Genomic DNA, 14,448 nt, shown 5'->3' with positions numbered 1-14,448 from the left:
AATATTATCCGGTTGCAGCACTATTGACAACACTAAACTTGAGATCACTGAGTCACGATCGCCTCTACTTGGACACAAGTCAAAATGCTCTCCGCAGAAGTTATTCAAGAATATTTGGCAACTGAAACTTAGACCTCTATACACACAGATAGATTCGCGAAGATTTTTCATTTTGATCAATCGAGAAGATGCACGACGACCTCGCCTATTTCAGATGATGTAAAGAATTGTAAAGCTTTGGATATATCCTCATTACTTCCTGCATATTTTTTGTCTGAAACAACAATTCTCTTCAGCAGGCTGAAAATGTAACGGTTTGCAACGTATAATCAGAACGAATTAACGTTCAATCATTCTTTAAGAGAAGACATGCGAGTTGCGATCGCCGGAGGCGGACTAGCAGGGCTATCCTGCGCCAAATATTTAGTCGATGCAGGGCATACCCCAATCGTGCTAGAAAGTCGGGACGTTTTAGGTGGCTTAGTGGCTGCCTGGAAGGATGAAGACGGAGACTGGTATGAAACAGGGCTACACGCCTTTTTTGGGGCTTATCCAAACATGCTGCAACTGATGGCAGAGCTGGGCATCTCCGATCGACTTCAGTGGAAACAGCACACTCTGATCTTTAATCAGCCCGAAAAGCCAGGAGTTTTGTCTCGCTTCGATGTGCCTGACATTCCTGCGCCCTTCAACGTGATTGCATCGATTCTCCGCAACAACGATATGCTGACCTGGGAGCAGAAGATTCGGTTTGCGTGGGGGCTGCTTCCCGCCATCATTCGCGGTCAAAAATATGTCGAAGAGATGGACAAATATAGCTTTCTAGAATGGCTGGAGCGGCAGGGCATTGATGAGAAGGTCAACAGCGATATTTTTATTGCAGCGACAAAAGCGTTGACGTTCATCAATCCCGATGAGGTGTCTTCTACAATTCTTCTGACGGCGCTCAATCGCTTTTTGCAAGAGCGTTACGGCTCTAAAATTGCCTTTTTAGATGGCTCACCAACTGAGCGTTTGTGTCAACCGATCGTTGACTACATCACCGATCACGGCGGAGAAGTTCATCTCAAAAAACCGCTCAAAGAAATTCTTCTAAACGCAGATAATACGGTTCGTGGATTTGCAATTCGGGGCATTGATGGCGCACCTGATGAAGTGGTCACCGCCGATGCTTACGTTTCAGCCATGTCGGTCGATGTGATGAAAGTCCTTAGACCCGATGCCTGGAAATCGATGGATTTCTTTAAAAAGCTAGACGGTCTAGAAGGGGTGCCCGTGATCAACTTGCACTTGTGGTTCGATCGTAAGCTCACCGACATTGACCAATTATTATTCTCACGCTCGAATCTCCTGAGCGTCTACGCAGACATGAGCGTAACTTGCAAAGGCTATGAAGACCCCGATCGCTCAATGCTAGAACTCGTGCTTGCCCCCGCCAAAGACTGGATCGATAAATCCGATAAAGAAATCATTGCAGCAACCCTGATCGAGATTGAAAAACTTTTCCCTCAGCACTTCAAAACCGACAGCCCAGTCACACTGCGGAAATATAAGGTAGTGAAGACCCCTCGATCGGTCTACACCGCGTCTCCAGGGCGACAGGCATTTCGTCCTGACCAGACCACACCCGTGAAAAACTTCTTCCTTTCGGGTAGCTATACAATGCAGCGATATCTTGGCAGTATGGAAGGTGCCGTACTTTCTGGTAAGCTGACAGCGCAAGCGATCGAAAACTATCCATCGCTTGCTGTCTCTCCCGGAGAGCAGCGCAGCCTAGTCTCGACCCCATAGCAAGTAGCGCTTTGTCAACCCTCCAGACTGCAACAGAATGCTGCAATTGCCCGAACCAACTACCTCCTGCATAAGAACCCTGGCTTCTGTAGAAGAAGCCTACGAGCTTTGCCGCAAAATCACGGCAAAGTATTCCAAAACGTTCTATCTAGGAACGCTCCTGATGTCGGCGGAGAAACGTCGAGCAATCTGGGCAATTTATGTCTGGTGCCGTCGCACCGATGAACTTGTCGATGGGCCTAACGCCAGCTTAACGACCAACGAGACGTTAGATCAGTGGGAACGACGACTCGAAGCGATTTTTGTCGGTTACCCTCATGATCACTATGATGTTGCCCTCGTCGATACGCTAGAGCAGTTTCCGCTCGATATCGAGCCATTCCGAGACATGATTGCCGGGCAGCGGATGGATCTGTACCGCAGTCGCTATCAGACCTTTGATGAGCTAGAGCTTTACTGCTACCGCGTCGCCGGAACCGTGGGGTTGATGTCTACAACGGTGATGGGTCGAGATGAGACTCTGCCCACCGCCCCGTGGGATCAGCCCAAAACCAATAATCCGATCGACGAAGCGATCGCCCTCGGCATCGCCAATCAACTCACTAACATTCTCCGCGATGTCGGCGAAGATGCCAGTCGCGGTCGCATCTACCTGCCTCTCGAAGATTTGGCACTTTTTAATTACACCGAAGACGATCTGCTTAAAGGGGTCGTTGACGATCGGTGGCGGGCATTGATGGCGTTTCAAATTCAACGGGCGCGCAAGTTTTATGCCTTAGCAGAAAGTGGAATCGGTGCCCTGAGCGAGGATGCTCGATGGCCCGTCTGGTCGGCCTTGATGCTCTATAGCCAGATTTTGGATGTGATTGAGCGCAACGATTACGATAATTTTCGCCAACGGGCTTATGTGTCAAAGCCGAAAAAGATGGTGGCGTTGCCGATCGCCTGGCTGAGAGCAAAAGTTTTGTGAGCAAACGCCTCATAGTGATTTAGGTTTGATGAATTCTTTTCGATGAGCCGATATAAACACTGCGATTTGAGTCATATTAATCACTCTATAGCTAGAGGTAAATGCTGCGAACATGATTCGCTGACACGCCTTTAGTGGTAGGGATGCGATTATTTCAGTCGAGATAGGTCGCATCCGATCCTTTGCGAGTAGATCACTATGGCTCGAGAAACTCCAAGAGTTGTCAGGAAAGAACAGGTTCAACGGCTTTATCGAGATTTTAGAAAAGCCGTCCTCGCTTCGACTGCCAACGAAATCATCCGTGAAAATCGCACGTCACTTCGCGAGAAAGTCGAAGTTCTCAACGTTCAAATCGACAACTTGTCGCGAAAGGAGCTGCTCGATCGACTCACAAAAGGGGTTGTCTTTACACCAAACGTCGATCATTTGATGAAGCTGCAACATGATCCCACCTTCCGACAAGCTTATGAAGTCGCCGATTACAAGATTTGCGATAGTCAAATTGTTCTCTATGCCTCTAAGTTTTTAGGCTCTCCTTTGCAAGCCAAAATCTCCGGCTCTGAACTTTTCCCAATTTTTTGTGAACATCATAAAACTAACGAAAAAATCAAAATCTTTCTGCTAGGAGGCTCTGAGGGCATTGCCGATCGGGCAAAAGAACGCATCAACCGCAAAACTGGCCGAGAAATTATCGTCGAGGCGCATTCTCCCTCATTTGGGTTTGAGAAAGACGAGATCGAGTGTCAAGCGATCGTGCGGATGATCAACGATTCTCCCGCAACTGTTTTGGTGATTGGGGTCGGCGCACCCAAACAAGAGATCTGGATTTCTAAATACAAAAACCAGCTTCCCCAGATCGATATTTTTATGGCGGTGGGTGCCTCGATCGACTTTGAAGCCGGAAACAAGCCGCGATCGCCCGACTGGATGAGCAACTTGTGCTTAGAGTGGCTCTATTGCTTGTGGTGTGAACCTACTCGCCTCTGGAAACGCTATCTCATAGACGATCTCCCGTTCTTCTGGCTGATCATCAAGCAAAAACTGAATTTGACCCGAAGGTAATAAAGCAACAGTCGTTAATGTAAGAGCAGCACCCGCGTCTCTGATCCATAAGCATGCCCCAGGCTTCTGTCAAACTGAGCTTTGGCGACTATCTAACTTATGACGACGGAAGTAATTATCGATATGAGTTTATCGATGGGGAACTGATTCAAATGACCCCAGCGACTCATCGGCACCGCAGAATTAGTCGATATTTAGAAGAAATGCTGCGGCAAGAAATCACTAAGGGGCTTAGATCTCTTGGTACTTAGGGTGCTGAACCGCGTCCTAAGCTGTGTGGCTACAGCTATAGAAAGCTTTGCGAGGCAGTATACCAAATCGCTTGAGCTAATCTAAATCTCCTGCCGCAAAAATTTGCGCTGCTGCTATTTGCAATTCTGAGAATGTTGGAGAAACTAATCGATCGCTCCCTCGAAACTGCTGACTCTAATATTCCCCATTTACTAATTGATGAATCATGATCACGAATCCTGTTACTTGTTCATGAAGTCCCGTAGGTTCCAAGTCAATTAATTCTCCATCGATCAATTCATAGCGATCGTTCTCTAGGTAGCGATCAACAAACATTTCAAAACTTAACTCTGACTGATTAAGAATTGCTGGAATCATAAAGATTTATGCCCAAAAAGCGTTACGACTCTGATGCAATGACTTCTTCAAAAGACACACCCTCATAAATTTCAGCGACGTTCATTTCAACATCAATTGAGGCAAACTTTACGATGTCTTCCGTCGATTCGTACACGCGATAAATCCAGAGGTTGTCTTCTGTTTTAGTGTATTGCTGAATCTCTAATTGGTATTGATTGATTAATACATATTCTTGTAGTTCAGGAATCGATCGATAGTACCTAAATTTCTCGTTCTGATCATACTCTTGTGTTGATTTAGATAATACTTCGACAATCGATCGAGGATTGAGAACAGTATCAGTACGATTTTCGTAAAGCACAGGCTCACCCTGAATCACCATCACATCGGGATACGTGAACCTGCGATGCTTAGGAATCCATAAACGAACATCGCTACTAAACGGCTCATAGCCTTTACCCCGCAGAGCATATTTCAGGAATGCAGCAACTGACAAGATGATTCGGTTGTGATTCAAAGATCCGCCTGTCATCGGGATAATTTCTCCATCGTGGTATTCACTTTTGAATTCAGCTTTTTCTTCGAGAGTAAGGTACTCTTCTGGGGTGTAGCGTTTTTTGACTTCTGTGGCTTGCATGGCAATCACTCACGATCGACTACTTAAATAATAAGCGAGATGCAATTGCTCACATCTCGCCTAACCAGTTTTATAAGTTGAATCCTATGCGCTGAAGTATTTCGCCGCAGGATGGTAGGCGATGATCGCTGTTGTCGATTGTTCTGGATAGAGTTGTTCACTCTCATCCATGTGCAGATTTAAGCGATCGCTGCCCAACAGTTCTAGCAGCTTATATTGGTCGTGAATGTTGGGACACGCCGGATAGCCGAAACTATAGCGAGAACCCTGATAGCGTTGTGCCAAGATATCGCGGATGTTGTCGGAGTCTGCGTCGCCAAAGCCCAACTCGCGGCGAATTTGAGCGTGAACCCATTCAGCAAGGGCTTCTGCCATCGAAACCGCCATGCCGTGGAAGTAGAGATAATCGGTGTAGTTATCCGCCTCAAACAGCGTCTTTGCGAATTGGGTTGCGACTTCACCCATTGTCACCGCTTGCATGGGAAAGACATCGATTTGCCCCGACTCTTTAGAGGCGAAGAAGTCGGAAATGCAATAGCGACGCAGCGATCGCTGCCGAGGAAAGTTAAACGTCGCAACAGGAGCCGATATATCGAGTGTGTTCGGGTCATAGAGGTGCAGCGAGTTACCTTCTGACTGACAGGGGAAGTAGCCGTAAATCGCTTGAGGATGCAGCAAGTTTTCCTCAACAATGCGGTGTTTCCAGATGTCTAGAATCGGGTAGACTTTTTCTGCTAGAAATTGGTCGTAGTCTTCGCGAGTCTGTTCTCGTGGTTTGCGGAACTGCCACTGTCCGGCGATCAGTGCCTGCAGGTCTAGATGCCAGAAGAGTTCTTGCCAGGGAAGGTCAGACGGTTGCAGAATTTTGGTGCCCCAAAAGGGAGGTGTGGGGCGGGGAATGTTGGGATCGATCGACTCCGATCGGGTTAAATCTTCCGGCAACACTTCAGAAACAGTTTCGGCATCCGTTACATCTACCGTTTGCTCGTCTGTTACAGTTTCTGTTAAATCGGCTGCTAATGCTTCATTTAAGAAACCTTTTAGATCATTCCACTCGCCGTTGTTCTTAGCGGGCATGAATTTATCCATGAAGTGGAGATCAGAGAAGGCATCTTTACCGTAAACCACTCGACCGTTGTAGGTTTTTTGACAATCCTCATAGACAAATTTTGGCGTTAGCGCTGCACCTCCCAAAATCACCGGAACTGTGATCCCTTTTTCGTTGAAGACTGCCAGGTTATCTTTCATGAAAGCCGTTGACTTTACGAGTAAGCCGCTCATCGCAATGCAATCGGCTTTGTGTTCCATGTAAGCATCAATAATCTTGTCTACGGACTGTTTAATTCCCAGGTTGATCACTTTATAGCCATTGTTGGTAAGAATGATGTCTACCAGATTTTTGCCGATGTCGTGAACGTCACCTTTGACAGTAGCAATTAGCATTACACCTTTCGACTGTCCGGCTTCTTTTTTCTCCATCAGCGGCTCTAAGAAAGCGACCGCAGACTTCATCGTCTCAGCAGATTGCAGCACAAACGGCAGTTGCATCTGACCCGACCCGAATAATTCACCGACTGTTTTCATCCCGTCTAGCAAGTAGACGTTGATAATCTCCAAAGGCGGATATTTTTCTAACGCAACTTTGAGCGCGTCTTCGAGTCCGATGCGCTCACCATCAATGATGTGGCGCTTGAGGCGTTCTTCGATCGGAAGTTTGGCATCTTCGCTACGATCGCGCTTTGTTGTTGCGCCTTCAAACACCGTCGTCAATTCTCCAAGCGGATCGTAGACACAAATATCACCGTCAAATTGCCGCTGATCGTAAATCAGTTTGCGACAGATTTCTTGATGCTCTGGGGCAATCTTCGCCATCGGCAAAATCTTGGCAGCACTGATAATCGCGCTATCCATTCCCACCTGAGTGGCTTCGTGCAAAAACGTCGAGTTCAACACCTGTCGCGCCGCCGCATTTAAGCCAAACGAGATGTTAGAAACGCCGAGGGTAATGTGACATCCCGGCAGATGTTCGCGAATCATCCGAATGGACTCGATCGTTGCCTTCCCATTCGCCCGATCTTCCTCAATCCCGGTTGAAATCGGCAACGCTAACGTATCAAAAAAAATCTCGTAAGATGGAATGCCAAACTCAACGGCTTGACGATAGGCACGTTGCGCGATCGCGAATTTCTTTTCAGCCGTTCGTGCCATGCCGTCTTCGTCGATCGTGCCAATCACCACACCCGCCCCATATTCTTTGGCGAGTTCTAGCACTTTCAGAAAGCGTTCTTCTCCGTCTTCATAGTTGGTGGAGTTGAGCAGACATTTGCCCCCGGCAACTTTCAGTCCGGCTTCCATTTTTTCCCATTCGGTCGAGTCGAGCATCAGTGGGAGATTGACGTTCGTCACGAGTCGAGACACCAACTCGTGCATATCTTTCACGCCGTCGCGTCCGACATAATCGACGTTGACATCAAGGATGTGTGCTCCTTCTTTGACCTGCGATCGTGCCAACGCTACCAAGCCATCCCAATCTTCTGCATTCAGTAAGTCGCGACACTTTTTAGAGCCACTAGCATTCAACCGTTCGCCAATAATCAAAAACGAATTATCTTGCTCGTAAGGCTGGGCGCTATAAATTGAAGCCGCCGAAGGCACATAGTGTAGAACCGGACGCGCCGCCACTTGTCCATTGCTGCGAACCTGGCGCTCTTTGGGTTTCAGCGTTAACGCGACCTCTGCCAACTGTTGAATATGATCGGGGCGAGTGCCACAGCAACCTCCAATGACTTGCACTCCCAGATCTTCAACAAAGTGACCTAGCGCCATTCTCAATTCCATTGGCGTTAGTTTATAGTGAGCGTGTCCACCGACGTTTTCAGGAAGCCCCGCATTGGGAATACAAGAGACGATGAATGGCGAATGAGCCGACAGATATTTAATGTGTTCTGCCATGCGATCGGGCCCCGTTGCACAATTCAATCCGAGAATGTCGATCGGATATGGCTCCAGAATAGACAACACCGCACTAATATCAGATCCCACCAACATCGTGCCCTGAATTTCCATCGTCACCGACACCATTAAAGGACGACGATCGCCCTTTTTCTTAAACACTTGTTCGATGCCGTTTAACGCCGCTTTGATTTGCAGCACATCTTGACACGTCTCGACGAGAAAGAGGTCTACGCCCCCGTCATACAAGCCTTCTGCCTGTTCTGCAAAGGCGGCTTTGAGCGTGTCATAGTCGATGTTGCCCAATGTGGGAAGTTTGGTGCCAGGACCGATCGAGCCAGCGACAAAGCGAGGTTTCTCTGGAGTTGAAAACTCATCGGCGACTCGTCTTGCTAATTCTGCGGCGGTTTTGCTGAGAGAGTAGGCTTGATCCGCCAAGTCATATTCAGCCAACACAAAAGAACTGCTGCCGAAAGTATCGGTCTCAATCACATCCGCCCCGGCTGCCAGAAAATCTCGGTGAACTTTCTCAACTGCCTCTGGTTTGGTGTGTACCAGATATTCGTTACAGCCTTCATAGTCGGCTCCGCCAAAGTCGGCGGCGGTGAGATCTTGCACTTGTAAATTGGTGCCCATTGCGCCATCAAAAACAAGCACAGGACGATCGGGGCTGTGAAGACGAGTGAGAAAAGCACTGTTCATAAGGCAACTAAAGACGAAGTAAAGAACTCAAATAGCGTGCTGACAAAATCCTGACTCTTTTGTATTGTGAATAAGGACTTCCAGCAGGGGAAGCGACGATCGCCATATTTTACGATTTCTATATATTTCCACTTTGACACATCTCCTCTGTCAGAGGCAGCCCAGAAGATAAGGATTCTGGATCAAAGGAGTTGGAACCGCCGTATCGGTTATTAAAATTGGGCAATGTGACGATCAAAAAGTTGCTAAAAGCGATCAAAGGAACTTACGGCAGTAAATCAAAAAATACTTGGTAGTCTTAAACAAGTTTCTTAGTTAAAAATTCTGGCGTTGCTGAATGCAAGTATGAATCTGTCTATCAAGGCTGAATCCTTTCGCCCCCTAAATTCCCCAATTTTGGGGGACTTTAAAATTCTGCTTCCCCTCAAACTTGGGGGGCTAGAGGGGCAATTCATGTTTGCATTCAGCAACGCCAAAACTCTCGCAGAGTCAATTTGGGAGGGAGATCTGATGGCGATCGAAGAAGAATACGAAGACGTGCTACAAAACATCGAATCTGGCATCATCCAGATCTATAAAGAAAACCCTGATCTGATTGATGCAGAAGTTGCGACCGCACTCGAAGCCCTAGTCCGAATTTATGGTGCAGAAGCACAAGGAAAATCGATTAGTTCTCGTCCTATTCGAGGCGTTAGCAGAAAGGTTATGGAGTCGGTACAGCAGATGTGTGAATGGCGCTTAGGTCGGGCAACCATAGCTAACCCTAAAGGCATTGCTAAAGCACCTCCGACGGTCGAAGTTGATACGATCGTGGCTTGCCTAAAACGAATTCAATCTTCGATCAAACTCTGGACACAAAAGGGCGGACGGCAAGGTTATCTTAATTTCGTCAGTCAGTTTATTGGGTAATTTCCTTAAAGATGCGATCGGCTGAATTAAAAAAGCAGCCCAGAATTAAGTTCTGGACTGCCTTCACGATAATTAGAGAGGAATGCGGTTAAGCGATCGAGGCCATCTTGACATCGTTGCTTGCCAACAATTCTTGCAGTTCTTCAGCGTCTACCGTTTCTTTCTCAACCAGCAGTTCTGCTAGCTGATTTAAGATGTGACGGTTTTCGACTAAAACTTGCTTACAGCGACGATAAGCTTGCTCGACCAAGCTCCGCACTTCGTCATCGATCGTGGCAGCCGTTTCATCAGAAAAGTCACGTTCAGCAGCGATATCGCGCCCCATAAACATGTTGCCTTGCTGACGACCCAACGCGACAGGGCCGAGGCGATCGCTCATCCCAAAGCGAGTCACCATCTGACGAGCAACTCGTGCCACTTGCTGAAGGTCATTAGAAGCGCCAGTCGTCACTTCTTCTTCGCCATAGACGAGTTCTTCGGCCAACCGACCGCCCAGAGCCACTGCCATCTGGTTTTGCAGATAAGAGCGGGAGTATAAGCCAGAATCCATGCGGTCTTCGCTAGGCGTAAACCAGGTCAAACCACCCGCACGACCACGAGGAATAATGCTGATTTTCTGCACCGGATCGTAATCGGGCATCAAAGCACCGACTAATGCGTGACCTGCTTCGTGGTAAGCGACTAGCTCTTTGCGCTTTTCGCTCATGACGCGATCTTTCTTCTCAGGGCCGGCCAAGACGCGATCGATCGCATCGTTAACTTCATCCATCGAAATTTCGGTCAGATTGCGACGAGCGGCTAGAATTGCGGCTTCGTTGAGCAGGTTAGCGAGATCAGCACCTGTGAAGCCAGGAGTTCGACGCGCAATTTTCTCAAGGTCAACGTCTTTTGACAGCGTTTTGCCGCGAGAGTGAACGTTGAGAATTTCGAGGCGACCTGCATAATCGGGGCGATCGACGACGACTTGACGGTCAAAACGACCGGGACGAAGGAGCGCCGCATCCAAGACATCAGGACGGTTGGTGGCTGCGATGATAATGATTCCGGTGTTGCCCTCGAAACCATCCATCTCGGTCAGCAACTGGTTGAGGGTTTGCTCTCGCTCATCGTTGCCGCCGCCTAAGCCAGCACCCCGTTGGCGACCGACGGCATCAATTTCATCAATGAAGACGATGCAAGGCGCGTTGGTTTTGGCTTGCTCAAATAAGTCACGGACGCGGGACGCACCCACGCCGACAAACATTTCAACAAACTCAGAACCAGAGATTGAGAAAAAGGGAACGCCCGCTTCACCCGCAACGGCTCTTGCTAGAAGGGTTTTACCCGTTCCAGGAGGCCCGACGAGCAGAACGCCTTTAGGAATCTTGGCACCGACTGCGGTAAAGCGATCGGCGTTTTTCAAGAAGTCTACAACTTCATTGAGTTCTAGTTTTGCCTGGTCAATGCCTGCGACATCGCCAAACGTAACTTGGGTTTGTGGCTCCATCTGCACTCTGGCTTTTGATTTGCCAAAGTTCATTGCCTGGTTGCCCGGCCCGTTTTGGGCACGACGCAGTAGGAAGAATAGACCCACCAGCAGCAAAACGGGAAAGAATAGACTACTCAACGCTCTCAGCCAGAAGCTTTCATCTTGTTGAGGCAGCACTGAGATATCAACATTATTCTTAATCAAGATATTGATTAGGTCGGGGTCGCTGGGTAAATTGACCCGAACATAAGTGCCATCTTGAAGCTGCGCCCGTGCGATGCTGCGATCGGCACTGATGCTGACTTTCTCAACTTTATTACTTTGAACTTCTTGGACAAATTGGCTATAGCGCCAAGTGGTGCCTGGGGCAGGCTGTTTGTCAAAAAATGCGGTTGCCAATGCAATGACAACAATTGCCAGGAGCGCGTACAGTCCTGCGTTTCTCCAGCGTTTATTCACCAGTGATAGTCCTCCTAGCGTTAGGGATGATATTCTCAGTTTTTTAATGTTAATTAATATTAACTCACTCTGAGAATCTTCTGAGGGGTGAGGTGAAGAAAAGCCCTCGCAATCTCTGAAAACTCAGGTGGGCTGGGTCATAGAGCAGTGAGTCAGCATCTCTCAGAATTGTGTGAATTGGAATCACTTCCATCACGCAATTGGTGTAAGCGATCGCCTCAAATGTCTCGATCAACTCAGCATTCCAGGATTTCTCAATTACTTCTTCATTCTGCCATCTCAGTTTGTGGATGAGGTGATTTCTCAAAATTCCGGGGAGAATTCCTGCCTTTAGGGGAGGTGTCCACCAAGATCCGTTTCGCCAACCCCACAAATTTCCAGTGCTGGTTTCGAGCCAGTTGCCTGTGTCGTCAGTGAGAATAGCTTCTTGTGCGCCTGCTCTCTGGGCTTGTTGGAGTGCCAGCCAAGGCGCGAGATAATTTCCGGTTTTGTGGTTGGGGAGCGATCGCTGCAAGTGAGAATCTGCGACCCACGCAACAATTCCGTTTTGCTGTCGTTGGGCTAAGTCTTGCGGCAAAAATCGCCCCGTAATCCACTCGCGCCCATCAGGAAAAATCACAATTTTGAGGACTGGAAATTGGGTGGCTAACAATGTTGCCCCTTGGTGAGTTCGCTCCCAGTCGGGCTGTGACCAGTGAAAGGCTTCTAAGCTCGATCGCAGTCGAGTGAGATGTTCTGTCCAACTTGTAAGCGGATGATCGAGCGATTGGTAAACACGCAGAGTCGTAAAGACGGTGGCTCCATAAATTAAAGCGGGATCGTCGATCGCCAGTTCCAGCTTTTGCCCTCTGATCAGGTGGCCGTCATACCAAAAAACAAGCTTTTCCACAGTTTTACTGAAGTAATACTAGAATTAAGGCTACTAATTTCTCAACCCAAGAGCACAATGACCACGCTGCTCATTCAATCTGAATCCATTCCTCTGACAGTTCATCTCCCTTCTATGGGAAAAACGACTCACGAGCAATTCTATGAATTGTGTCAACTGAATTCTGAGCTGCGACTTGAGTTGTCTGTGAATGGGGAAGTGATTATTATGCCGCCAGCCTTTTCAGATACGGGCAATCGTAATACCAGGCTGACCCAACAAGTGACGAATTGGGCAGATCAAGACGGCACGGGAGAAGCCTTTGACTCTAGTGCAGGCTTCACTCTACCCAACGGAGCCATTCGATCGCCCGATGCTTCCTGGATTAAGTCCGATCGCTGGAATGCCCTCACCGACAAACAAAAAGCCTCGTTTGCGCCGATCTGTCCTGATTTTGTGATTGAACTGCGATCGTCTAGCGACACTCTAAAAAGTTTGCAAAACAAAATGCAGGAATATATTGAGAATGGGGCAATGCTGGGGTTTTTAATCGATCGCAAAAATCAGACCGTTCATCTTTATCGTCCCCTGCGATCGCCTAAAGTTTTACAGCATCCAGAATCGGTGAGTGGTGATCCAGAATTACCAGGATTTATTCTGCAAATGGCGAAGATTTGGTAGAAGCAGACTACAAATTTATCTCTGATCACAATTCAAATCCCATTTCTCGGAGTCCTTTTCTGAGTCGATCGCCTTCTGATGATCCCGTTTGTTCGTGCAGCGCGATCGCTTGTCCAAAGGCCGCCAAGCTTTCGCTAACACGACCCACTTTTAAGAAAACCACACCGAGGTTTTGATGGGCTTCGGCGTAATTGGGCTGCAAGTCGATCGCGGTTTGGTAATGAGCGATCGCGTCTCCAAACTGTCCGAGAGCTTTTAAGGTGATGCCGAGATTGTTGTGAGCGATCGCCAACGCTGGATCGATTTCTAACGCTTGCTCATATAAAGCTTTTGCACCGACTAAATCGCCTTTTTCTTTGAGCAAATTTCCCCAATTATTGATGGCACCTAATTTTAGTTTAGGCAAAATCGATTGTTGAACCGCTAACTGATAGTGTTGCTCTGCTTGAAGTGAATTTTGTTCGCCATAAACACAACCCAGATGATAATGCAATTCATACAGAATCGGAGCCTCGATCTGAGACTGATTTTGAATCGATTGCAGTCCCCATTCTAATAATCGTAACCCTCGCGTTTTCGCTCCCATTTCAACATACAGTGCGCCTAACTTGCTGCACACATAAGGATCGGTGGGATGATTTGCCAGAAAGCCTTCCATGATGGTGCGGGCTTTAGCAAATTTGTCACGGGCAGCGATCGCGCTTGCCTGATAGCCATAGTGCAAAATTGCGACATCGGGTAAGTAGCCGATTTGCCAGCCGGGTTCGTGGCGCACGATCGCTTCAACGCTGTCGTCTACCATTGCGTGATAGGGGCGAGTGAAATGAATATCTCGATGGCGACGAAACAACCGAGACACCAGCGAGTAAGGTGACTGAGCGGCTCCAACTTCTTGACGGACGAGATTAACCAGAAGATGATGCGGACTGCAAATGGCTTGCCGAAGTTCAGGAATGATCTCTGGCACTAACACTTCGTCAGCATCTAACACTAAAACCCAGTCGCCCTGCACATATTTAAGAGATTCGTTGCGGGCGGCTGAGAAATCATTACACCATTCAAAAGAATAGACGTGAGCGTTGAAAGATTGCGCGATCGCGATCGTGTTATCTGTTGATCCAGTGTCTAACACAACCATTTCGTCAACGACATCACGCACACTCGCGAGACATTGGGGCAACGCTGCCTCTTCATTTTTGACAATGATGCAGAAACTCAGATTCATAATTAGAACCGATCGTTGGAATGGTTGAAATTAAGGGTCGATGCTTTTTTAGGCATTAGATTTTTCTAGCTTTAATCAAAGTAGCAGCTAGTTGATTGACTTCTCTAATGTCATAGCAGAAATCTGTTAGTGC

Annotated in this window: 12 protein-coding genes; 6 read left to right on the top strand and 6 right to left on the bottom strand. The window is 47.9% G+C overall.

What is annotated here, in order from left to right:
- The first annotated feature begins 369 nt into the window (after positions 1 to 369).
- The 4 genes from pds (at position 370) to BRW63_RS13470 (ending at position 4,074) form a co-directional block, all read left to right on the top strand.
- Complete coding sequence (gene pds, locus BRW63_RS13485) at positions 370 to 1,791, top strand: 15-cis-phytoene desaturase (protein WP_073071930.1); 1,422 nt, start codon at positions 370 to 372, stop codon at positions 1,789 to 1,791.
- 37 nt (positions 1,792 to 1,828) lie between these two features.
- Positions 1,829 to 2,761: a 15-cis-phytoene synthase CrtB gene (crtB, locus tag BRW63_RS13480; RefSeq protein WP_073071928.1), complete on the top strand. Its 933-nt coding sequence runs from the start codon at positions 1,829 to 1,831 to the stop codon at positions 2,759 to 2,761.
- A gap of 198 nt (positions 2,762 to 2,959) precedes the next feature.
- Complete coding sequence (locus tag BRW63_RS13475; RefSeq protein WP_083582919.1) at positions 2,960 to 3,823, top strand: WecB/TagA/CpsF family glycosyltransferase; 864 nt, start codon at positions 2,960 to 2,962, stop codon at positions 3,821 to 3,823.
- 53 nt (positions 3,824 to 3,876) lie between these two features.
- A complete protein-coding gene (locus tag BRW63_RS13470; protein ID WP_073071926.1) occupies positions 3,877 to 4,074 on the top strand; it encodes a Uma2 family endonuclease in 198 nt (65 codons plus the stop codon).
- A 175-nt stretch (positions 4,075 to 4,249) separates the two neighbouring features.
- Here BRW63_RS13470 and BRW63_RS28930 read toward each other — a convergent pair whose 3' ends face one another.
- The 3 genes from BRW63_RS28930 to metH all read right to left on the bottom strand — a co-directional run bounded on the left by BRW63_RS28930 (position 4,250) and on the right by metH (position 8,705).
- Positions 4,250 to 4,432, bottom strand: a complete 183-nt coding sequence (locus BRW63_RS28930; protein ID WP_073071924.1) for a hypothetical protein — start codon at positions 4,430 to 4,432, stop codon at positions 4,250 to 4,252.
- Between the two features lie 22 nt (positions 4,433 to 4,454).
- Entirely contained in the window at positions 4,455 to 5,051 is a 597-nt protein-coding gene (locus BRW63_RS13460) for a Uma2 family endonuclease (RefSeq protein ID WP_073071922.1), read from the bottom strand.
- A gap of 84 nt (positions 5,052 to 5,135) precedes the next feature.
- A complete protein-coding gene (metH, locus tag BRW63_RS13455) occupies positions 5,136 to 8,705 on the bottom strand; it encodes a methionine synthase (RefSeq protein ID WP_073071920.1) in 3,570 nt (1,189 codons plus the stop codon).
- Positions 8,706 to 9,158: 453 nt separating this feature from the next.
- Here metH and BRW63_RS13450 point away from each other — a divergent pair, with 453 nt between their 5' ends.
- Positions 9,159 to 9,614: a hypothetical protein gene (locus BRW63_RS13450; RefSeq protein WP_219898488.1), complete on the top strand. Its 456-nt coding sequence runs from the start codon at positions 9,159 to 9,161 to the stop codon at positions 9,612 to 9,614.
- Between the two features lie 88 nt (positions 9,615 to 9,702).
- Here the strand turns inward: BRW63_RS13450 and ftsH3 are convergent, their stop codons facing one another.
- Together ftsH3 and BRW63_RS13440 are read right to left on the bottom strand one after the other, a co-directional pair.
- Complete coding sequence (ftsH3, locus tag BRW63_RS13445; protein ID WP_073071918.1) at positions 9,703 to 11,541, bottom strand: ATP-dependent zinc metalloprotease FtsH3; 1,839 nt, start codon at positions 11,539 to 11,541, stop codon at positions 9,703 to 9,705.
- A 64-nt stretch (positions 11,542 to 11,605) separates the two neighbouring features.
- Positions 11,606 to 12,430 (bottom strand): aminotransferase class IV, encoded by an 825-nt coding sequence (locus tag BRW63_RS13440; RefSeq protein ID WP_073071916.1) that lies wholly within the window; start codon positions 12,428 to 12,430, stop codon positions 11,606 to 11,608.
- A 57-nt stretch (positions 12,431 to 12,487) separates the two neighbouring features.
- Between BRW63_RS13440 and BRW63_RS13435 the strand changes: the two genes are divergently transcribed.
- Entirely contained in the window at positions 12,488 to 13,090 is a 603-nt protein-coding gene (locus tag BRW63_RS13435) for a Uma2 family endonuclease (RefSeq protein WP_073071914.1), read from the top strand.
- A gap of 25 nt (positions 13,091 to 13,115) precedes the next feature.
- Here BRW63_RS13435 and BRW63_RS13430 read toward each other — a convergent pair whose 3' ends face one another.
- Positions 13,116 to 14,315 carry a glycosyltransferase gene (locus BRW63_RS13430; RefSeq protein WP_073071912.1) on the bottom strand — a complete coding sequence of 400 codons (1,200 nt, stop codon included), beginning with the start codon at positions 14,313 to 14,315 and terminating at the stop codon, positions 13,116 to 13,118.
- Positions 14,316 to 14,448 lie beyond the last annotated feature (133 nt).

Source organism: Phormidesmis priestleyi ULC007, from assembly GCF_001895925.1.
Classification (GTDB): domain Bacteria; phylum Cyanobacteriota; class Cyanobacteriia; order Leptolyngbyales; family Leptolyngbyaceae; genus Phormidesmis_A; species Phormidesmis_A priestleyi_A.
The sequence above is the reverse complement of the archived record's forward strand: the minus strand, read 5'-3'. Positions and strand labels throughout refer to the sequence as shown.